19 protein-coding genes, 1 tRNA gene and 1 pseudogene are annotated in these 19,863 nt (G+C 43.9%); 4 read left to right on the top strand and 17 right to left on the bottom strand.

The features are described from left to right. The first annotated feature begins 4 nt into the window (after window positions 1-4). A complete protein-coding gene (locus tag HDCHBGLK_RS08145) occupies window positions 5-820 on the top strand; it encodes a DUF368 domain-containing protein (protein ID WP_004608554.1) in 816 nt (271 codons plus the stop codon). A gap of 99 nt (window positions 821-919) precedes the next feature. After that, the gene (locus HDCHBGLK_RS08140; RefSeq protein WP_004608555.1) at window positions 920-1,321 is read left to right on the top strand and encodes a winged helix-turn-helix domain-containing protein; all 402 of its coding nucleotides are present in this window, start codon (window positions 920-922) and stop codon (window positions 1,319-1,321) included. Window positions 1,322-1,631: 310 nt separating this feature from the next. Here HDCHBGLK_RS08140 and HDCHBGLK_RS08135 read toward each other — a convergent pair. From HDCHBGLK_RS08135 to HDCHBGLK_RS08090, 10 genes and pseudogenes are all read right to left on the bottom strand, one after another. Next, window positions 1,632-1,736, bottom strand: a pseudogene (locus HDCHBGLK_RS08135) (transposase); the annotation flags it as partial. 201 nt (window positions 1,737-1,937) lie between these two features. After that, the gene (locus HDCHBGLK_RS08130; RefSeq protein WP_004608557.1) at window positions 1,938-3,332 is read right to left on the bottom strand and encodes an alanine/glycine:cation symporter family protein; all 1,395 of its coding nucleotides are present in this window, start codon (window positions 3,330-3,332) and stop codon (window positions 1,938-1,940) included. A gap of 61 nt (window positions 3,333-3,393) precedes the next feature. After that, window positions 3,394-4,092 (bottom strand): response regulator transcription factor, encoded by a 699-nt coding sequence (locus HDCHBGLK_RS08125; RefSeq protein WP_004608558.1) that lies wholly within the window; start codon window positions 4,090-4,092, stop codon window positions 3,394-3,396. Beyond that, window positions 4,082-5,137, bottom strand: coding sequence for a sensor histidine kinase (locus HDCHBGLK_RS08120; protein WP_004608559.1), 1,056 nt, complete (start codon window positions 5,135-5,137; stop codon window positions 4,082-4,084). The genes HDCHBGLK_RS08125 and HDCHBGLK_RS08120 overlap by 11 nt, the downstream gene beginning before the upstream one ends. Before the next feature lie 70 nt (window positions 5,138-5,207). Beyond that, complete coding sequence (locus tag HDCHBGLK_RS08115) at window positions 5,208-6,395, bottom strand: sensor histidine kinase (protein ID WP_004608560.1); 1,188 nt, start codon at window positions 6,393-6,395, stop codon at window positions 5,208-5,210. Further along, on the bottom strand, window positions 6,395-6,949 hold the full coding sequence (locus tag HDCHBGLK_RS08110; RefSeq protein ID WP_004608561.1) for a response regulator transcription factor: 555 nt from the start codon (window positions 6,947-6,949) through the stop codon (window positions 6,395-6,397). The genes HDCHBGLK_RS08115 and HDCHBGLK_RS08110 overlap by 1 nt, the downstream gene beginning before the upstream one ends. 163 nt (window positions 6,950-7,112) lie before the next feature. Beyond that, a complete protein-coding gene (locus HDCHBGLK_RS08105) occupies window positions 7,113-7,439 on the bottom strand; it encodes a helix-turn-helix domain-containing protein (RefSeq protein ID WP_009249079.1) in 327 nt (108 codons plus the stop codon). A gap of 227 nt (window positions 7,440-7,666) precedes the next feature. Next, a complete protein-coding gene (locus HDCHBGLK_RS08100; protein WP_004608563.1) occupies window positions 7,667-8,227 on the bottom strand; it encodes a chorismate mutase in 561 nt (186 codons plus the stop codon). Window positions 8,228-8,252: 25 nt separating this feature from the next. Then, window positions 8,253-9,509 (bottom strand): FAD-dependent oxidoreductase, encoded by a 1,257-nt coding sequence (locus tag HDCHBGLK_RS08095; RefSeq protein ID WP_004608564.1) that lies wholly within the window; start codon window positions 9,507-9,509, stop codon window positions 8,253-8,255. A 31-nt stretch (window positions 9,510-9,540) separates the two neighbouring features. Continuing rightward, a complete protein-coding gene (locus HDCHBGLK_RS08090) occupies window positions 9,541-10,998 on the bottom strand; it encodes an SLC13 family permease (RefSeq protein WP_039910102.1) in 1,458 nt (485 codons plus the stop codon). A 183-nt stretch (window positions 10,999-11,181) separates the two neighbouring features. Here HDCHBGLK_RS08090 and HDCHBGLK_RS08085 point away from each other — a divergent pair, with 183 nt between their 5' ends. Continuing rightward, the gene (locus HDCHBGLK_RS08085; protein ID WP_004608566.1) at window positions 11,182-12,075 is read left to right on the top strand and encodes a LysR family transcriptional regulator; all 894 of its coding nucleotides are present in this window, start codon (window positions 11,182-11,184) and stop codon (window positions 12,073-12,075) included. Between the two features lie 23 nt (window positions 12,076-12,098). Here the strand turns inward: HDCHBGLK_RS08085 and HDCHBGLK_RS08080 are convergent, their stop codons facing one another. From HDCHBGLK_RS08080 to HDCHBGLK_RS08070, 4 genes are all read right to left on the bottom strand, one after another. Then, window positions 12,099-14,000, bottom strand: coding sequence for an endonuclease MutS2 (locus HDCHBGLK_RS08080; protein WP_004608567.1), 1,902 nt, complete (start codon window positions 13,998-14,000; stop codon window positions 12,099-12,101). Window positions 14,001-14,368: 368 nt separating this feature from the next. Continuing rightward, window positions 14,369-14,476 (bottom strand): hypothetical protein, encoded by a 108-nt coding sequence (locus HDCHBGLK_RS20180; RefSeq protein ID WP_230104861.1) that lies wholly within the window; start codon window positions 14,474-14,476, stop codon window positions 14,369-14,371. An 8-nt stretch (window positions 14,477-14,484) separates the two neighbouring features. Next, window positions 14,485-14,685 (bottom strand): hypothetical protein, encoded by a 201-nt coding sequence (locus HDCHBGLK_RS19330; RefSeq protein WP_004608568.1) that lies wholly within the window; start codon window positions 14,683-14,685, stop codon window positions 14,485-14,487. Window positions 14,686-14,897: 212 nt separating this feature from the next. After that, window positions 14,898-14,970, bottom strand: a tRNA-Ala gene (locus tag HDCHBGLK_RS08070). A 260-nt stretch (window positions 14,971-15,230) separates the two neighbouring features. Here HDCHBGLK_RS08070 and HDCHBGLK_RS08065 point away from each other — a divergent pair. Then, window positions 15,231-15,638 carry an AraC family transcriptional regulator gene (locus HDCHBGLK_RS08065; RefSeq protein ID WP_004608569.1) on the top strand — a complete coding sequence of 136 codons (408 nt, stop codon included), beginning with the start codon at window positions 15,231-15,233 and terminating at the stop codon, window positions 15,636-15,638. A 194-nt stretch (window positions 15,639-15,832) separates the two neighbouring features. Here the strand turns inward: HDCHBGLK_RS08065 and HDCHBGLK_RS18950 are convergent, their stop codons facing one another. The 3 genes from HDCHBGLK_RS18950 to HDCHBGLK_RS08055 form a co-directional block, all read right to left on the bottom strand. Continuing rightward, complete coding sequence (locus HDCHBGLK_RS18950) at window positions 15,833-15,979, bottom strand: hypothetical protein (RefSeq protein ID WP_004608570.1); 147 nt, start codon at window positions 15,977-15,979, stop codon at window positions 15,833-15,835. A 675-nt stretch (window positions 15,980-16,654) separates the two neighbouring features. Then, window positions 16,655-19,147: an ABC transporter permease gene (locus HDCHBGLK_RS08060; protein WP_004608573.1), complete on the bottom strand. Its 2,493-nt coding sequence runs from the start codon at window positions 19,145-19,147 to the stop codon at window positions 16,655-16,657. A 1-nt stretch (window position 19,148) separates the two neighbouring features. After that, on the bottom strand, window positions 19,149-19,817 hold the full coding sequence (locus HDCHBGLK_RS08055) for an ABC transporter ATP-binding protein (RefSeq protein WP_004608574.1): 669 nt from the start codon (window positions 19,815-19,817) through the stop codon (window positions 19,149-19,151). Between the last annotated feature and the right edge of the window lie 46 nt (window positions 19,818-19,863).

The raw sequence follows: 19,863 nt of genomic DNA, 5'->3' as shown, positions 1-19,863 counted from the left end.
TTATATGAGATTTTTAGTTGATTTTTTTAAAGGAATGGTTGTGGGAATAGGAGGTATAGCTCCAGGCTTAAGTGGTAGTGTCATGCTTTTGATTCTTGGATTATATGAAAAAGCTCTTAAAGCCATAAGCACTCTATTTAAAGATTTTAAAGGAAATAGTATGTTTCTTATGCCGCTTGTTCTTGGATTTGGATGTGGTGTACTTGTTTTTAGTAAAGTTGTAGATTTTTTATTAGAACATTATGAATTTCAAACAAGATATTTATTTTTTGGATTAGTAATTGGAACGGTTCCGCTTTTTTACAAATCAGTAAGAAAAAATGGATTTGAAAAAAGAAACTATGTTATGGTTGCTGTTGCTTTGATTTTGGGATTTTTCTTGTTTTCGTTTAATAAAAACTTATTTTCGGTTGTGACTGATCCTAATTTATTTCAATCAATTTTTTTAGGCGTGGCAGTCGCTGGTTCATCAATTATACCGGGGGTAGATAGTGCCGTCATATTGTCAGCACTCGGTTTATATGAATTATATGTAAGTTCAATTGCTGATTTTAATATGCAGATTTTAATTCCGGCAGGGATTGGTCTTGTGATTGGTGCATTTATAATATCAACAATTATGAGTTTTTTAATTAATCGTTTTTATACCATAACCTATTCCGTGATTTTCGGGCTATTTTTGTCAATTATCCCCAGTATATTAAATAGCAGTTGTGTTATAGATAATCCTAATAGTCTGTTCGAAGCAAGCTTATTTGGAGTGTTTGGATTTATACTTTCGTATTATTTAGGAGATATCAGCGGAAATAATAAAAAATAAAAAGCTTTTTATCTGCTGCTGCTCCTAACTATGACAATACTTAAAAGAAAAGTGATAGACGTGATATGTTTGAAAAGTAGGTGATAAGGTGGGAAAGTAATGATTCTTACAGTTTCTGATTCCGAGGAGAAAATTCTGAATAAGATAAAATCAGTTCTAGCCTGCGAAAGTACGATAGAGTTTATGAAGATTACACACTCTGAAAAGTTGATATTCCGAGGTCTGGAAGTAGACCAGCTTCAGCGGAGAGTTACAAGAGCAGATGTGGTTGTGGAGCTTACCAAATATGAATATGACCTGCTTCTTTATCTTGCCTCATCTCCCAATCGGGTATTTACGAAAGAACAGATTTATCAGCATATTTATGAGGATGTGGAAGCAGAAGTGAATAACCGTGTCTATGGATTGGTTAAGAACCTGAGAAAGAAAATAGAAGATAAGCCGGAAGCACCACGCTATATTGAAACGATACGTGGCGTGGGTTACCGCTTCCGGGCATAAAAGGAGCCGTCCAGTAATGGGCGGCTCGATTACTATAGCAATCCATTAAATTACTGCACATAGTTACACGAACGATTTTATGTTAACTTTTTAACATTTTTCGTCTTTTTTGTATTTGTGCAATGCTTTTTCCATCTCCAATTTATTACCGGGCAAGACAGTCAAGAACACCGGCTTAGCCCAACATCATAAACTTAAGGAAAACGAAAAGGAATCTGACCACAGGTTCCTTTCTTTATGTTAAAATATAGACAGGGGTGTATATGGTTAAATCTTATAAAAAAAGATTTCAAATGTTTTCTGAATTCTTATCTGCCTTTATGTCTTTGTAGATTACCTGACGGCGATATTTTGGTGCAAAAACGATATGATACTTGCATTCCCATTTTGTATGAGCTAAACTATTTACGTCCATTCTTAGGACCTCCTGTGCTGTTTTATTTGTGGTTTTGCAGACCCACTTTTATTCTAGCACAGGAGTTCATACTTATATCTAAAGATCTGCCCTCCCCCTGCATAGCAGGGGGTTTATTTTTACTGTGACACAAAAAAACAGGCGGGCAAAGGATTTTTTTGGACATCCTTGCCCGCCTGCGGAAATTGGCTTATTTATTCACTATTTTCTTCCTGTATCCTTTTTGTAGCTGCTGACTACTACGCCTGTCAGAGCAAATAATGCCAGGGCATTCGGGATAACCATCAGCTGATTGAACATATCGGAAAGATCCCAAACTAAAGAGTTTGATGCGATTGTTCCGAGGAAAATAAATACTAATGCAATCAGCATAAACGGAATCTGTGCTTTCCTGCCAAACAGGTAAATTACGTTCACTTTTGCGAAAAGATTCCATCCAAGGATCGTAGAGAATGCAAAGAAGAATAAGCATACTGCTACGAACATGTTGCCCATACTCTCGCCAAATACAGAACCAAATGCTGTCTGCGCAAGGTTTGTATTGTTCAGTGTATTTACTACGTCTCCCGTGTATCCGTTTGCCAAAGGACCATTTCCTGCATATAATGTTGAGATAATTACTAATGCATTTAATGTTAATACGATAAACGTATCAATAAATACGCTCGCCATGGCAACTATACCCTGTTCATGAGGATTCTTAACCTGAGCAAGCGCGTGTGCGTGTGGTGTAGAACCCATACCTGCTTCGTTCGAGAAAAGACCACGTTTTGCGCCCTGGCTGACAGCGATCTTAATGGCCGCACCAAATCCACCACCGATGATTGCCTGTGGCTGGAATGCATATCTGAAAATCAAACCGAATGTTTCCGGAATGTAAGCGATACGCACAACAAGGACTCCAAGTCCGCCAAGTAAGAATATGAGCGCCATAATCGGAACAAGTTTCTCCGTAACAGATGCCAGGCGGGATACACCGCCTATGAAAATAAATGCACAGATGATGACTAATACAGCTCCAACGATCCATGACGGAGCTCCAAACGCTGTGCTGATCGTAGACCCGATAGAGTTAGACTGTACCATACATCCGAAGAAACCAAGTGCAAGGATAATTGCAATTGCAAAGAATCCTGCAAGAAATTTTCCTAAGCCACCCTTAAATGCTGTTGTTATGTAGTAAACAGGACCACCCTGAATGTTGCCGTCTTTGTCAACTACACGTGTTTTCTGAGCTAATGTTGCTTCTGCATAGATTGTTGCCATACCGAAGAACGCGATAACCCACATCCAGAAGATTGCCCCGGGACCACCTGTTAAGATAGCTCCTGCAGAACCCACGATATTGCCTGTACCTACCTGTGCCGCGATAGCTGTTGCTACTGCCTGGAATGAACTCATTCCGCCGCCGTGATCTCCACCCTTGAAAGAAAGTTCTCCGAAGATTTTCTTTAAACCCGCTCCAAGATAACGTACCTGCACGAACCCCGTTTTGATTGTGTACCAAAGACCTACTGCGATCAGCAAGAATACAAGAATATAGTCTGAGAGATAAGCATTGATCGTCTGTACAACTGTTTGAATTGTTTCTACCATATAATTTCCCTCCTATCGCATTATCTATAACAACAACTTTTGTTGTTATTATCCTTTGTTATCAGCTCATACGGTAGCCGACACCCAGTTCATTGGTAATGTACCAGCTCTCACCCGGCTTCACACCAAACTTCCTTCGTATATTTGCCATATTCACCTGCAGTTTCTTCGTACTGCCTTCATTCGAATAGCCCCACACTGCCTTTATGATAGATGAGTACGTCATCATTTTTCCACAGTGTTCAGATAGTAATGCCACGATATTATATTCCGTCTGCGACAATTTTATTTCTTCTCCACAGACAAATATCTGTCTCGCATCATAATCTATCTCCATCTTACGAAGTTTGAATTTTCCTCCCGGAAATTTTCCTTCTATAGAACTGTGTCTGTAGTTTCTAAGCGTTGTACGGACACGTGCAAGAAGTTCTGCCGAACTGAAAGGCTTTGTCACATAATCGTTGGCTCCTTCATCCAGCGCCCGCACTTTATCATCATCATTCGTTCTTGCCGAAAGGACAATAACCGGTGTCAGTGATTCTTTTCTTACAAAAGAAATAAATTCCATTCCATCCATATCCGGAAGTCCCAGATCCAGTATGATGAGATCCGGCTGATAAGAGGAAAACAAAGTTTCTGCCATCGCTCCTGTCTCTGCCTGTATCACCTGATAATCCGAAGTTTCCAGAAGTGCGGCAATTACGGTTCTGATATTACCGTCATCTTCCACAAGGAGAATCTTGTATTTGTTATTCTTCATCAGTCATTTCCTCCTTCTCGAGTTCAAAACGGAATACCGCACCACCGCTCTTTTTATTTTCCGCGCTGATCTCTCCGCCGTGCGCCTTGACAATCGTTGCACAGACTGACAATCCTATTCCCGCATTCTTCTTGCGGCTGTCGGAACTGCTTTCCAACACTTCATAATCTCCTTTGAATATATGATTCAGCCGCTCTTTTTTAATACCGCAGCCGTCATCTTCTATTTCAAATATCGCTTTATTACCTAATGAAAATACGTTCAAAGACAGTCTGGTCATTCCCTTTGCATGTATAACCGCATTTTCTAATATATTTCCAAGCACCTGCTCGATCAAAATCGCATCCATCGGAATAATAATAATCTCATCCGGCACATGAACCTGAACATCCCGGTCAGGATATCCTGCCTTAAATTTTGTCATGACCGAGTCGATCAGTTCATCGAGAACTACCGGCGTCTTAATGATCTTAATCCGCCCGTCGCCGATTCTTGTAATGGAAAGAAGATTCTCCACCATCTTGATCAGCCACTTGGAATCTTCCTGTATACTCTTAAGAATCGTATCCTGCTGTTCCTTTGAAAGGCTGTCCCCCTTCTCGCGCAAGGCAGAACTTGCGCCGTAGATCGTCGTAAGCGGTGTGCGAAGATCATGGGAAATGGCACGCAGCAGATTCGCTCTCATACGCTCTCGTTCGCTCTCCGCTTTTATTGCTTCATGAGCCTTAAGCTTAGTGGTCAACGTTCCGGTAAGTATAGCAATGATGATCATAATAAACGCTGAAATCACATTCTCTGTAGCAATGAAATCCCACTGGAGAAGCGGATATGTAAAAGCGTAATTAACCATCAGCATTCCGGCAAATGCGGAAAGCACGCCGTACACATAGCCGTCTGTACAAAGAGAAATCAGAAAGACTGCAAAAATGAAAACCGTTGTACTGTATTTCTGTACATCAAGTATCTGCAGAATCCTGCTTCCTGCAATAGCAAGTGTAAATATTCCTACTGAAATTCCTATATTGCGGATCAAATTTTTTCTCATGATGCGTCTCCTTGAGATTGTTTTCATTTTATCATATATGCGGTTAAGATCCGGCAAAAAGTGTCTTAATTTATGAGCCCATTATAGCTTTCACTGTGCCTTTGTGCGCTTCCACAATGGCCTTTGCAACAGATAATCCTATTCCATATCCGCCGGTCTGAGAATTTCTTGACTTATCCGTACGATAAAACCGGTCAAAAAGGTATTTCATATCTTCTGCCGCAATCGGCGGACAAGTATTTTCCACCGTCAATCGAAGAATGCGTTCTGTTTTCGTAAGAGAAAGCACAATACTTCCCCTATCATCAGAATATTTCAACGCATTGTCCAATAGAATCGTTACCAGCTGCCGAACAGACTTTTCGTCACCACAATAGGACAGAAAGGGTTCTACTTGTATAACAAGATTCTTTTCCAGCGTAAGCGCACGAGATTCAAAAGACTGTGCTGTTTCGCTTACGATATCGGATATCGGAAAATCAATCATTTGGAACTGATTCCCTTTTTCTTCCATGCGCGAGAGGAATATCAGTTCCTGTATCAGTCCGGTAAGCCTTTTCGTCTGTTTTTTTATATCCTGACACCATTCATTTTCACCATAATCCATTTCCGGAATATCTGTATCCGCATCTATGATTGTAAGCGGCGTCTTAAGGTCGTGTCCGACATTGGTGATAAATTGCTTTTGTTTTTCATAACCGTCAGCAATCGGCTTTACAATTCGATCTGAAAAGATATAGAGGAAAACGAAAACAATACCGTATCCCGCAAGCGAGATTCCTGCGCTGATCATCAAAAAGGATTTTACTGCATTTAACAGCCTGCCGCAGTCCAGAAACACAATTAAATATTCTGTTGGTTTTTCCTGTACCGCATATCGATAATCGCCGATAAATCCCCTGTCCTTTTTTGAATTGAGAGCCTGTTTCGCATAACTGACCACATCGTCTTCTGTAATAGCGGCAATTTTCATCGTATCCACATATAGAACATTTTCTCCTTTATCCAGCCGGATTGTAAAAAAACGGGTTTCAAATGGAATTTCAGCGGATTCCATCCTGCGAAAAGGCTTGCCTCTCATACCAAATGCATCGGGAAATTTGCCGTCATTTTCCATCAGGATTTCTAAAGTGCTGTCCGAAGAAGTCACTATGTGCCGGTAATTCAGCAGGTTTACTGTGCCGATAATGATTGCAAGTACAATAAACAGTACGCACATCGCTAATGCGACAAACTTAATTCTAAGTTTCTGCAGCATTACATCTCCTCCAATGAATAGCCGGCATTTCGCTGTACTTTTATTTGTATATCTGCATGAAGCGCCGTCAACTTTTTCCTCAAATAAGAAATATACACCCACACCACATTAATTTCCACATCACTGTCATATCCCCAAACCTTTCCCAGAAAATGGTCTGCTGAAATGACGTTGTGCGGATTCATCATCATCATTTCCATCATTTGAAATTCTTTATTTGCCAACCGGAAATTTCCGTAGAGTGAGGAAAGTTCAAAAGTGGACCGGTCTAACACAACATTGCCGAATTTCACCTTCGAATCCATCTGCTCAGATTTTCTGCGCGTCATCGCCCGAATCCGTGCCAATAGCTCTTTTGTATTAAAAGGTTTCGTTAAGTAATCATTCGCACCGCAGTCCAATCCCAGCACCTTATCATCTATCTCGGATTTGGCGGTAAGCATCAGCACCGGAATCGAATTTCCTTCGGATCTTATTTTTTTCAGTACGGAGATGCCATCCAGCTTTGGCATCATAATATCAAGGATCAAACCGTCATAGTTTTTCGAATCCAAATACTCCAGGCCTCAACACAGTCATAATCCGCATCGGCGGAATAATTGGTGGCTGCCACTCAAGCGCTACACCGTTCCTGAGAGCTTCTAGCGAATGCCTTGCAACTTTCTCCAATTTGGAGATGTAACATTCTCCAATTCCCGTTTGCAACTTTCGGTAATTCTATTTTACAATAAACACCTGTTCCTGGATCCTTTCAAGAATAACTTCTGAATTAGATACTCCTTTTTTCAGAAGGTCATCGATCACACCGGAATAACCTGAAATGATTGTAGTATCAGCCTTTCTTCCGGTAAGTGCATGCGGTATTACCTGAAAATTATTCTTTTTTAACCGCCGTAATTGGGCTCTTGTCAGACCAGTGCGACGTTCAAGTTCAGCAAGATTGATTTTATTGATGTCGAACCTGTCTGCCTGTTCTGACTTCATTTCTTCAAAGGCTTGTGTTATGATAGATTGCAAGTCATTACTGTTGTTGATTTCGTTCATGTTTCTCCTTTCATGGTGCATTGGCTAACACCATTATAGAGTATGAAACCATACGGTAATGGCTTTTTCTAATGGACTGAGATTAGCTGTTTCTGTTGGTCTTAGGCTGGCTATTTCAAGCGTACTCTAACAACGTAGTTCATATATTTGCTCCTTTCTTTCGCTGTCTTTATCTTAATTCAGGAGTTTTTTACTTACAACCTACGCTGCGTAGATACGGCAGGATACTACTTTAAATCCCGGATTTTGAATCCATCTGCCTCTTTTCCAATCTGGCAGAGCAGGCGTTTCATATTGCCGTCATGAATATTGCCGTCAAGTGTCATATCAATCGTCTGAACGGCGTCTTTTGACGTAAGATTCATACCGTCTATCTCTACCTTATTCAGTCTGATCATATTCATAAACAGGTTAAGATCGCTTGCTTCTTTTTTACAGGTAAATGAAATCTCTACCTGATCATGAGGCTTGCCCCCGTCAAACCCGGACTCTTCAAGCGCGTCCTTAAGGACTCTCTCCTGCATATCCGTAAGAATCCCATATTGATATCTTCTGCTTACGCTCATCATGTGTCTAAGAAATGCTACATATTCATCGTAGATATCAGCGTCAATATCAGATGCGCGTTTTTCGATAATGGCCAGTTCGCGTTCTAATACGAATACGTCTCCTCCCGTCTTCGCCTTTGCTGCCGCCACCTGTGCCGCGCATTCCATACGATTTACAAATAATGGCTTCATCTGCGTGTCTATTGCATCTATCCGTACACGGATCTCGTCTAACGTCATACTGTTCCCTCCCTAATCCATCTGTCTATATCAATGCATTCTGTTCCATTAGTTCCCTGCGTATCTCTTCGATATCTGCCTGCCCAGTCCCGGCCTGTACTGCCGCTCCAACGCCAGCCGCATGTCCGGTGGCAAAGCAGGTGCCCATAACGCGCACTGCCGCAAACGCTTCTTCCTGTGATGATACGATTCTTCCGGCTCCATACAGATTTTCAATATTTACTGATTGAAGCGCGCCGATCGGGATGTCAAAGTAACTTCCTTCTTTTACTTCTATATAATCTGCCATCTTGTTGACATCCTTGTGGATCTCCGGCTTCCAGCCTCCTCTTGCCACGCCGTCCTCGCGCTTACGCCTTCTTAGGACGTCTTCCGTGGCTATCTGATCCTTTCCGGCCATTCTTCTGGTCTCCCGATAGCCTACCGCCGGCCCTATTACCGCTAACTCGCAATTCTCCATTCCAGGCATATACTTTCGTAAAGCCTGTACATAATAGAGGACCTGTCTTCTGGCATCCTGCTCTATGGCAGTCAGTTTTTCAGCGTCTAAGCCTTCTGGGATAACGCTGGGGAGAAGTACCACTACCGTATCGGAATTCTCTTTTTTTAGAATAAACCCTTTTTCTTTGGTCAAATACGGAATCCCTTCCTGCTTGGCCTTCACAATAGCCTTTTCTACTGCGGCAGGAGACATATCGCAGGACGTGTCAACGCCGCTGAGGCGAAACGGAAGGGTTGCGGCCTGGACATGGCCTTGCGCATCCCCCCACACGGTTTTTGCACCGCACAGATGGGCCAGGTTCGCGTCCCCTGTCGCATCTACAAAGCAGGAGGCCTCCACGGAAAATACGCCTTCATCGTCGGAACAGATGATTGCGCATATCCGTCCGTCTTCCGCCTTGGCCGCGATGATTCTTGTATGTAAGAAGCAGGACACTTCTTCTTTCTTCACCAGATTATCCAGCGCGCATTTCAGATATTCCGGCTGGAAATTAATATTCTTGTTGCCGGTCGGAGATACGATATAATCCAGGGTTGGCCCCAGACGCTCCATCTCCTTTAAAACCAGCCCGCCAACTCCGTCCACCACCTTCACAGGGTTGCCGCCGCATGTATAGAATCCGCAAAAGGCCGCTACCCCGGAATGGGTAGCCTCGCCTCCGAGATAGGGATTCCTTTCCACCAAAAGAGTTCTGGCTCCTGCCTTTCTGGCGCCTACTGCAGCCGCCACTCCGGCTGCGCCGCCGCCTGCCACCACAACATCATACTGATATTCTCTCACGCTACTGTTCCTCCCTGCTATTTTGCGTTTCCTAGATTACGAGCGTTCCCAACGGATATGCGATAAAACTCAGCACCAGAATCGCCATTACCGCAAATACGCCGCCCCAGACAAACATGGATTTCGTATCCGTCCATCCTGAGCCAATGGCAACCGTATTGACTGTGCTCTGCCCTGCCGGAGTCATATTGCAGATTCCTGCCGCAAATCCTACCATGCACACTACCGCCCCAACATTGACAGAGCCTTCTGGCAACGCGGTCAGTACCGATAACGCGACCGCGCTGACAACCGTCGTCGTAACAATATTGGATGAAAAATTCGTTTCTACAACCGCCCATGTCATGAAGAATAGGATCAGTCCGATCACGGGCAGGCTTTTGGTCAGCGGCTCAAGCGTACCAGTCAGCCATGTACTGATGCCAATGTTCTCATTGGTCAGGCACGCGCCTAACTGGGTGGCTGCCGCGGTCATCAGTACGCTGCCCCATAATACGCCTTTGCTGGCAACTTCCCGGAAGTTCATAATCCGTTCCCCGTCAACCTGGAAGATAAAGAGCAGTACGCAGCCCAATAGCGGAGGCATTGCCGTTGACCAGCTGTTTACCATCGTATATACTTCCGGCAGAATTCCCTTGATCAGGCTTGGCGCAACCCAAAGCAAGACGGTCAGAAACATGACTCCCAGAATAATCTTTTCCTTCCGGTCAGCCGCAGGCACAGTCCCCCGAAGATTCATTGCCTTTTCCGGCCGTATCTCCCCTACATCATCCGGGCGATAGAGAAACTTAAATACCAGAATCAGAAGTATGATCAGAATGATTCCCGTAGGAATCCCCATTGCCATATACTGGAACTGGTTCACGTCATTTCCTGTCGCTGCCGTATAGTAGCCAATGGCCATAGTCGGCCATACGTGCCCGATGGCAGTCATGCCTGAGGACAGGCTTATGCAGAATGCCGTTCCCATCATGATTACATTGGCTGCCTTTCCGCCTTTCTTTAACTCCAAAACCTGGAAAATGTCTTCCAGGAATGGCATGAACGCTACAAACAGCACGGAAGGGGAAATGAATAATCCCATAAATGTCACTGCCGCTAACAAGAAGCAGATAAAATACCACGGACCCTTGCGCGCAATTTTATTCGTAATAAATGATATCGTACATCTTCTTACAAAATTTGTCTTTGACAACGGATATACCAGCATGAACGTGAATATCAAGAACGCCACCGTCGTATTGCCAAAGGCTCCGGCAAAGGTGCCGGAAAATCCAAATACAGGTATGATTCCAAGCGCCAGCAGCGTGATCATGCTTGGCCAGTCAATGGATATCCCGATCCACATAATCAATGATCCGAAGAATACTCCCAGCACTGCCATCGCATCCGCCGACAATCCTCCTATTCCCGGCATCAGCCTTGACCCTATGATAACTGCAAGAGCCAGTATTAAGAATACATTTGCTTTTGTATCTCTTTTTCCCATGTTCTTTCTTCTCCTCTCATCCTTCAAGTCTTTTATTTTTGATAGGTTTATCATATCTGTCCGCTTGCTATTTGTAAAATATTCATATATTATATAGTCGATAGTTTAATCCTATAGGTATTTCAATTTTCGTAGGAATGCCCAATCCTGCACGCCATTCACTTTCATGAGGGGAGATTTATTATGCAAATCCACCAATTACGCTACGTCCTTGCAGTTGCTGAAAATAAAAGTTTTTCTGCCGCCGCGAAGAAATTATTCCTCGCGCAGCCATCTCTGTCCCAGCAGATCATCAATCTGGAGAAAGAACTTGGCATTGCCCTGTTCGTGCGCCACCCCAAATCCGTCACCCTGACGGATGCCGGAGAGCAGTTTCTAAAGTCTGCCCGGCGTATCGTAAATGAAGTCGATCAATTATCGGACCTGATGCAGAAGCACAGCCAGCTTCAGAATGGAACGCTCCGCATAGGGCTTTTATGGGTAGCCAGCTATCTGAATCTTTCTCATATACTTACGGATTATCACCGCATTTATCCTGGCATCTCCTATTCGCTGACCGTAGACGGCAGCAATACGCTGCTGCAGATGCTGGATTCCCGCTCTATCAACGCGGCGTTTGTAATCAGTTCCGAGGCTGCGCTCCAGCATAAGGAAGATTTATTTTCCCACCGGATTATGGATGACCGTTATGTGGCCATTGTTTCCCGGCAGAATCCTCTATCTGCCCGGCCATTTATTTCCATGCAGGATTTGCAGTCGGAAAATATCATTATGCCTGCAAAAGAGTCTGCATTTCGCAAGGAACTGGAGCAGGTCTTCGATCAGCATTATATTGCGCCCCGCATACTTTGCGAGACAAGCCAGTCTGATATCGTCATGCAGCTGGCCAGCCAGAACCTGGCTATAGGATTTGCCTCAAACTCTATCGCGCAGGCTCTGAAAACGGAGGACTGCAGGATTGTTCCTTTGGAAAATGTACTCCTTCGTACCATTTACTACGTCACGCTTAAGGAACTGTTGGATTATCCAGCCATACGGTCCTTCACTGACTTTGTCATCCAATATCCCTTCTTCTAGGCCTCCAAGGCAGCAGATCTACTTTATTCTTCATATGTCAATTCGGCGTCCACGTATTTGCGCTTCATGTCATGCTGCGCCTTCCGTTTTTCGACGCTGTCAAATATAATAGAAAAATCATAGTCTTCCGGATAAAGCTGTTCCGCCGCCACATGCAGCTTTATCCGCTTATGGCTGACCCACCTCTTTTCCTTTTTCATCTGTACCTGAAGCATCCCTTTTTCATCCGCCATCCTGCATATGATCCCAATCTTCTTCTCCGGATATACCATCACGCTATCGCCGATCCGGTACTTCTTAGCCTCCTTCTGCGTGACGGCCTTCTTTATTTTCTGTATCTTCGGATGGGAAGATTTCTTCAATCCTTCATTTCCTGCCATTCCTTCTATTTTAGTTTCTCCCTCGCTGCCATAGGCCGCCTTTGCCGCCCTGCTCAGCATGTATCCCGGCATTCCCAGTTTCCCGGCGATATAAAAGGCGCAACTCTCCCCAGCCTCTCCGATAACCAGTTGATAAAGAGGCCTCAGGCTTTCCTTATCAAAGGTCATTCTGGCATTGATGATCCCTTCTGTTCTGCGGGCATACTCTTTTACCTCCGGATAATGCGTGGTAGCCAGAAATAATGCTTTGCTCTTCTTCAATTCTTCCAAGATGGCTATGGCAATCCCCATGCCTTCTGCCGGATCCGTCCCTGATCCCAGTTCGTCCATAACAACCAGGCTATCTCTTCCTGCCTTTTTGAGAATGTCCAGGACATTCGTGATGTGAGCCGAGAATGTGGACAGATTTTCAGAGAGGTTCTGCCCATCCCCTATGTCGCACAGAATCGCATTATTCATGCAGATCTCCGCCTCCTCGCAGGGTACGTGAAGGCCGCACTGGGCCATCATGCAATTGAGGGCCACGGTCTTAATCGCCACCGTCTTGCCCCCTGTGTTAGGACCGGTAATGATCACCCCATTGATCCCATTTCCGATCTCAAAGTTCAATGGTATGTTCACTGCCTTATCCATCAGAGGATGTCTTCCATTCTTGATCCGGATATGTCTGTCCGTATTTATCTCCGGCTGAATCCCCTCCTGTTCCAGACTTAGCTTACCCTTTGCAAAGATAAAGTCCAGTTTTTCTACGGTTCGGCTGTTTGACCGGATTATCTCTTCCTTATCCGACAGGATGGAAGACAGCGTGTACAGAATGCGGATTTCCTCATTTTCTTCGTCAATCTTCAATTCCTGCACTTCATCGTAAAGTCTGGCAACCTGCAAAGGCTCCATAAACAGCGTGCTCCCTGTGGACGATTTATCTATGACGGAGCCTTGGATCTTGAATTTGTATTCCTTTTTCACTGGTACGCAGATGCGCCCATTTCTTAACGTGCTGAAATTATCTGCCATATACTGCTTATTTGCCTTCAGGATAGCGTCTGCCTTTTCATGCATCTTTGTTTCCGCCCGATCGATCGCTTCCCGCAGCGACTTAAGCGTTTTGGACGCATAATCGTCCACCCTTTCGTTCCTGATCTTGCTGCCCAATTCCTCTCGAATGTCATCGAGTCCGTCCAGATTCTCCTCATAATAAGCCAGGCCTATCTCATGCTCCTTTCCCCTGCGCAAATAGTCCTTCAGCCGCCTTACCGCAGCCAGTACCATGGATATCTGTTCCAGCTGCCGGGGAGTCAGACAGCCGCCTTTGGACGCAAATTCTATCCATCCGTCAACTCCCTGTAGTGCCGTGACCGGCGGATTTCCGCAGATTTCTATCATTTTTCTGGCTTCCGTAGTCTCCCTCTGAAAGGCCTTTACCTCCAACTCGCTTAAGCTGGGCTTCAGCTCCTGTATCTGCAGTCTGGCTTTTTCTGTGCATGCCAATTCTGCCAGTTTTTCCTTTATCCGGTCAAATTCTAATATCTTTTCCGTATCTGTCATTTCAATCTCTCCATTCGAATCATATATTTATAAACGCCACAAAAACTTCTGCCTTTGTATGGGCATACCGCTTCTGTGGCGTTATCGGACAGAGTTATCTTAAATAGAATTCTACAAAATAGGATAAAAAAAGCATGACCATACAGCCATGCTTTATCATTCCATTTACCGTTCTCTGTCAGAAGTGTATGTTAGCATCTTGTAAGGCAGACAAAAAGAACATAACTATACCTCTAACCTATAGTTACCTCTTCTCAACTCTTCAATTCGTTGTCTATAAGACTCTCCCTACAATTAACATAAACTACCTCTGTCTAAAAATTTGTCTCAATTATAAACTATGGAACACCTCATGTCAATACATCTTTTCAGGCTGTTTTCTTCTGTTTTCTTCTTCTCATGATCTCGGCGATATTTCCCGCAAAGATTTCTAAAATCACGGTAAGCGTAATGCCAATGATGAAAAACAGTACGATTGTCGTCCCTACCGCGTCTCCGGCAGCCTTAGGTCTCTTCTCCCCGATATGCTGGCAACATCCCCAAATTGCCCGACTACCAGTAAGTCTACGGCGCCGTAGGCTGCCTGCAGCACAAGGACCACCAGCACTGGCAGGGCAAATCTTACAATTAAGCCAAAGATAGGACCTTGTGTAAATGATGCTTCCTTTTTATTCTCCTCTGCCATAGCCGCCCTCGCTCCTCCATTTCTCCGATTACATCCATTACATGGACATGCCGCGGCTTCATGCCCTTAGGAAGTTTCGGCAAAGTCTCTATACTATTTCGTGTTGCACGTGGGTATGTTTTCTTAGTTAAAAAGAAATATACCCTATAACTTTAAAATCCGCAGTCCCTTGAAAATACGGGATTTGCGGATTTATGAAAGAAAATAAAAAATGGAGTATACGGGATTCGAACCCGTGACCTCAACAATGCGAATGTTGCGCGCTCCCAACTGCGCTAATACCCCATGAAATTAGTATAACACTTACCAGCCAAAAGTAAAGAGTTGCATTAAAAAATCCTTTTCTTTATTATTTCTACGACATAAAGATAGTAACCGGAAGATTATAGGATAATATTAAACAGTAGGTGGATTTGCAAGGGAAAATATAAAACGTATTATCCAAGTGTTTTTCTTAATTACTGAATAAATTAGCATTGTGCGACAAGCCGAATAAAAATTTTTTATATATACTTTAACTATGAATTATATTAGGAGGTACAGATATGTACGCATATGAAACTATTGAGATGTCATTAAATTATATTGAACAGCATTTGAATGAGAAAATTGAAACAGAGAAATTGGCGAAAATCGCTTGTCTCTCTACATTCTATTATCAACACTTGTTTAAAAGATTAGTCAAGAAATCATCACCTGATGAATATAGAAAGAGTATTCCAATGTTAAATACATTTGATAAGCCGAAACTTTCTTCACGTTATGTCATGATTGATGAAAATGTCCCATTGATTGTAGGCGATATTGTTTTAGAAATTCAAAGAAAAACATTAAGGACAACTGAAACATATTTTGGTTTTGAAAAACCAGTAAATGTTGCTGAACAAATTCCTGTTGGAGAAAGTACGGGAATCGATGTACCTTGTCTCTACTGCTTTAAATCAAGCAAATAAATATCTGTTTGAAACTTGGCTTCCAAATCACAAATTGGTTACAAAGCCATTTATGGCAGAAAAGTACAAGGAAATGGACAAAAAATGGCTTATGATAGACTTGTACGTTAAGAACAACACATACTACTATTTTTGGATATCAAAAGCAAAGAAAGGCACCCATTGCGGATGCCTTTCTTTGCTTTGTTCCAGTCTTATACCTGTCTCATTTTCACATCTACTGCTTCTTTTCTTGCGTTATGCTCCTGGTTTTGATTCTCCGGCTTTACCTTCTCGGTCACACTGTTGTATTGATCCAAATTCTTCTGCCGGTTCTGTTTCTCCTGCTGCTTTTTATCCATACTATCACCCCGGAATTAGTATGCCAGAATAGATGCTTTTTATGTACTGAAAGACGCTTCGTCCAGTCTTATTATTCTATTTTCAAGGTGCCTCCATTAATTCTGAAGTTCGAACTTCATATTGCAATTACATTCTTTATAATGTATTGCGTCAACTCAGGAATTCGGAATGCCGAATTCTAAACTGTAATATTATGGAATAATATGTCATTACAAAGGCCCCCATATACTTTCATCATTTTTCCATATATAATTATCATGGTCTTAGCAAGCCCCACCTTAAGGAAAGAAAGGAAAAATATCTATGAAAAAGAAACTGATCGCCGTGCTGATGATTGCGGTACTGACGCTATCTTTGGCGGCCTGCCAGAGTAAGGACGATTCCAAAGATACCGCAAAGAAATTGCCGCCTCCACGGCTTTGAACCGATGATCTATGATACGGCAGTTATGGTAGAAAATATGATGCAAGTCTGTCCGGATCAGGAAGTAGTCCCGCTTCCGTCAGAAGAGGCGCACTGGGAACTAGCTCTTATATCCGCAAAAGATTATAGCCTCTCCCCTCAGGCGCGACAGGTACGTGATACCATTCTTAATCTTTTACGATTATCCAAAATTGTAAATAAAGAAAGGGATGAAGCCCTCCAAAAGGATTCATCCCTTTCCTTCCTATCCTTTATTCTGCAAACCTGATTCTCTCAATCAAGCTTGATTTCTTAAAGTTCAGATTTACCAAATAGGTAATCAGCAGCTGCACAAGCAGTACCACCACTACCAGTATAATTGCCGGCCCTGCCGGATAGTGATAGGTCCGGATGGACATTATCCCTTCTTCCCTTGCCCAAAGGAAGGCCAGATATCCCAGAAGGCTGCCCAGGCCAAGGGACAGTACCAGCGTGCCCGCCGTATAGAACAGGCCCTCCAGCTGCAGCATGTTCACAGTCTGTTTCCCTGACAGGCCGATGGCCTGCAGCATGCCAAGTTCTCTCCGCCTGACATAGACGCTGTTGATCATGGTATTTACAAGGTTCAGGATGCCGATCAGCCCGAATACGAACAGCAGTCCGTAGCATCCATACATCATGAAGCCAATCTGCGTCTCCGCCTGCTTATATAATTCCTGATAAGTATCAATATCCAGAAATTCCTGATTTTCTACCAGCGCCTCTACCGCTTTGGTAACACTGGCTGCTTTTCCTTTTTCTGCCATAATGTTATATCTGTCTGTCAGATTGTTTTTACAAAGTTCCTGAAGCGCCGAACTTGGCAGAGAAATATCGTAGCCCGCCAGCGAATATGGCGCGTGCTTAGTAATCGCGACAATCTCGAATTCCCTGCTGACAGAGTCTTCTCCATCCTTGATATCCAGATGCACCTTGTCTCCGATATTGAATCCTTTTCCACTTTGGGATAGTAGAAAGCCATTCGAATTAAGGATAATTCCTTTTCCATCCTTTAATTTCGCATCGTCAAGGCTTCCCTCTACCACATACTTCTTCAATTCCTCAAGCGCGCCATCCTCGATGCCTGTCGGAAAAGTCTCCATTGGCTTTCCTTCTTCCAGCACTTCCTGGATTGCTGCCTGAGCCGTTGTCTGCACTTCGATCTCTTTTACTCCATCAATTGCCAGTATCTGTTCTTTTAACTCTTCCGACAGCGGATTATTCTGCTGTATCTTATACAATTCTCTTTCCGGATGCATCTGGTTTCCGCTCTCGAAATCTATGGAAATGGACACGTCTCCACGGATGTCCTGGGTGGTCATGGATTCTGGAGTCATGCAGCTTAGCACGGTCGCTACCACCATAAAGAAGATGCCGGTAATGCCAAGAGTCACTATGGTAATCACGGTACGGCTCTTATTCCTACCCAGATTGGACATCGTTAACTTCCTGGTATTCAGTTCCTGATAGCCTTTTCTTTCTTTTGCCTTTTTCTTCTTGCTTCCCTGGCCCTGATAGCGGATTGCCTCAATTGCTGATATTTTGCTCGCCACCTGCATCGGGCGCACCAGAGACAGATATACGGCTGCCAGAGATACCACGGCTGCCAGAAGAAGTATCCACGGCTTGATCAGCGCTACTTCTGATGACTCCACAGCTTCCCTCATATACTTCGCCAGGGAATTGCTCACGCCCGTACTGGTATCAAGCATCCCATGGACGATAAGTATGCTTGCCAGCGATCCAAGTGCCAAACCAATAGGGATTGCGATCAGAGCCACTGCGAACCCTTCCCGGAAGACCAGTTTCCTTATCTGGCGTTTTGTCGCGCCAATCGCTCTTAACTTTCCATATTCCTGTACCTTGTTCATCATGGACACGTAATAGATGCTGTAGATCGTAATGATGCCCGCCAGGACGATTATAACCATCAGCCCTGCCATACCGCTGTACATTGCCGGGTCCACATAATTGGCGTTGAGATACTCTCCATTATCTACGATGTCAGTGGCATTCAGCTTATATTCCTCTCCAATCTCTTTAATCTGCGCTTCGATCGCATCCGTCGTCATGCGCTCTGGTCCGGCGATCCGAAAATATACCCGGTACTTGTGGGCTCCCTCGGGAATGATTTCTTCTGTAAATGCTTTAGAAACCATGGCAGAATATATCCCTTTTTCAATCGTCGCTTTGGAATCCTTGCTAAAACCGGTAATGGTAAATTCCTTGACCTGTTCCATCCCAAGCCCGCCGTCTTCTACTGCTTGAAACGGCACCGTAATTCTATCGCCAATCTCTCCTTCCAGCCCCATAGCCTTGAGGAGGTGCCTGGACACGACGATTTCATCTGCCTTTTCCGGCAAATCTCCTTCCTTAAGCTTCAGCCGGTTTAACTTGGCGGCATTGGCATCACAGTATACCATGCTGATATTTACATCCGGATTGCTACACACCATGTAGGCAGGGTCCTCCCTTAAGCCTACTTTCGTAATTCTTTCATCCTTTTGCATCTCTTCGGCAGACTTTTCATCTACATTCCGAAACATTGCGTGAAAGGTAGGATAAGCCTTATTTACTGCTACGAATTCCATATCTATAGCATCAAAGACAACCGTCGGCACGATCGTAAGAAGCAGCGTCGTCAGAAGGATCGCAATTCCGATCAGAATATTCCTGCTTTTATTTCTTTTCAAGTTCGATGTTGCGGTCTTCGTAATAATATTCATTTTATTTCACCACCTTACCATCTTCAATAATGATAATGCGGTCTGCCATCTGGGCAATGGTCTCGTCGTGGGTAATCATGACCAGGGTCTGCCCATACTTGGAAACGCAGTTCTTGAGGATTGAGATGACTTCCATCTCTGTCTTGGAGTCCAGATTGCCAGTAGGCTCATCCGCAAGAATGATCGCCGGCCTTGAGGCGATTGCCCTTGCGATCGCTACGCGCTGCTTCTGCCCGCCTGACAGCATGCTTGGAGTGGCAGTCAGACGGTCCTCCATGCCAATGCTCTTTACAATGCCCATCACATAATCCTTATTCACTCTTTTTCCGTCCAATCCAATCGGAAGCACAATGTTTTCCCATACATTCAATGCAGGCATCAGATTATAATCCTGAAAGATGAATCCGATCTTTCTTCTCCTGAATATGGCCAGCTGCTCATCCTTCAGCCCGAATATATCCCTTCCTTCAATGAATACCTTGCCGCTGTCGGGACGGTCAAGTCCCCCCAGCATATGAAGCAGCGTGCTCTTGCCTGAGCCTGAGCGGCCCACCACCGCGACGAATTCTCCACGCTCCACGGATATATCTGTATGGTCGATGGCCTTAACCAAGTTGTCTCCATCTCCATAATATTTTACCAGATCTCCAGTCTCTAATATTGCTCTCATAATTGAACCCCTTTCTTAACACCCGACCGGGCATTCTTTCTTTGTC

Source organism: [Clostridium] scindens ATCC 35704 (assembly GCF_004295125.1).
GTDB lineage: Bacteria > Bacillota > Clostridia > Lachnospirales > Lachnospiraceae > Clostridium_AP > Clostridium_AP scindens.
This window is presented reverse-complemented; position numbering and strand designations above follow the sequence as displayed.

Excerpts from the sequence above, each read along its gene's own strand:
- HDCHBGLK_RS08060 (WP_004608573.1), bottom strand. The coding sequence starts at position 19,147 with ATGAATATTATTACGAAGACCGCAACATCGAACTTGAAAAGAAATAAA.
- HDCHBGLK_RS19330 (WP_004608568.1), bottom strand. The coding sequence starts at position 14,685 with ATGGCAGAGGAGAATAAAAAGGAAGCATCATTTACACAAGGTCCTATC.
- HDCHBGLK_RS08100 (WP_004608563.1), bottom strand. The coding sequence starts at position 8,227 with ATGACGTTAGACGAGATCCGTGTACGGATAGATGCAATAGACACGCAG.
- HDCHBGLK_RS08125 (WP_004608558.1), bottom strand. The coding sequence starts at position 4,092 with ATGAAGAATAACAAATACAAGATTCTCCTTGTGGAAGATGACGGTAAT.
- HDCHBGLK_RS08145 (WP_004608554.1), top strand. The coding sequence starts at position 5 with ATGAGATTTTTAGTTGATTTTTTTAAAGGAATGGTTGTGGGAATAGGA.
- HDCHBGLK_RS08115 (WP_004608560.1), bottom strand. The coding sequence starts at position 6,395 with ATGCTGCAGAAACTTAGAATTAAGTTTGTCGCATTAGCGATGTGCGTA.
- HDCHBGLK_RS08085 (WP_004608566.1), top strand. The coding sequence starts at position 11,182 with ATGCAAATCCACCAATTACGCTACGTCCTTGCAGTTGCTGAAAATAAA.
- HDCHBGLK_RS08080 (WP_004608567.1), bottom strand. The coding sequence starts at position 14,000 with ATGACAGATACGGAAAAGATATTAGAATTTGACCGGATAAAGGAAAAA.
- HDCHBGLK_RS08130 (WP_004608557.1), bottom strand. The coding sequence starts at position 3,332 with ATGGTAGAAACAATTCAAACAGTTGTACAGACGATCAATGCTTATCTC.
- HDCHBGLK_RS18950 (WP_004608570.1), bottom strand. The coding sequence starts at position 15,979 with ATGGATAAAAAGCAGCAGGAGAAACAGAACCGGCAGAAGAATTTGGAT.
- HDCHBGLK_RS08105 (WP_009249079.1), bottom strand. The coding sequence starts at position 7,439 with ATGAACGAAATCAACAACAGTAATGACTTGCAATCTATCATAACACAA.
- HDCHBGLK_RS08065 (WP_004608569.1), top strand. The coding sequence starts at position 15,231 with ATGTACGCATATGAAACTATTGAGATGTCATTAAATTATATTGAACAG.
- HDCHBGLK_RS08090 (WP_039910102.1), bottom strand. The coding sequence starts at position 10,998 with ATGGGAAAAAGAGATACAAAAGCAAATGTATTCTTAATACTGGCTCTT.
- HDCHBGLK_RS08055 (WP_004608574.1), bottom strand. The coding sequence starts at position 19,817 with ATGAGAGCAATATTAGAGACTGGAGATCTGGTAAAATATTATGGAGAT.
- HDCHBGLK_RS08120 (WP_004608559.1), bottom strand. The coding sequence starts at position 5,137 with ATGAGAAAAAATTTGATCCGCAATATAGGAATTTCAGTAGGAATATTT.
- HDCHBGLK_RS08140 (WP_004608555.1), top strand. The coding sequence starts at position 920 with ATGATTCTTACAGTTTCTGATTCCGAGGAGAAAATTCTGAATAAGATA.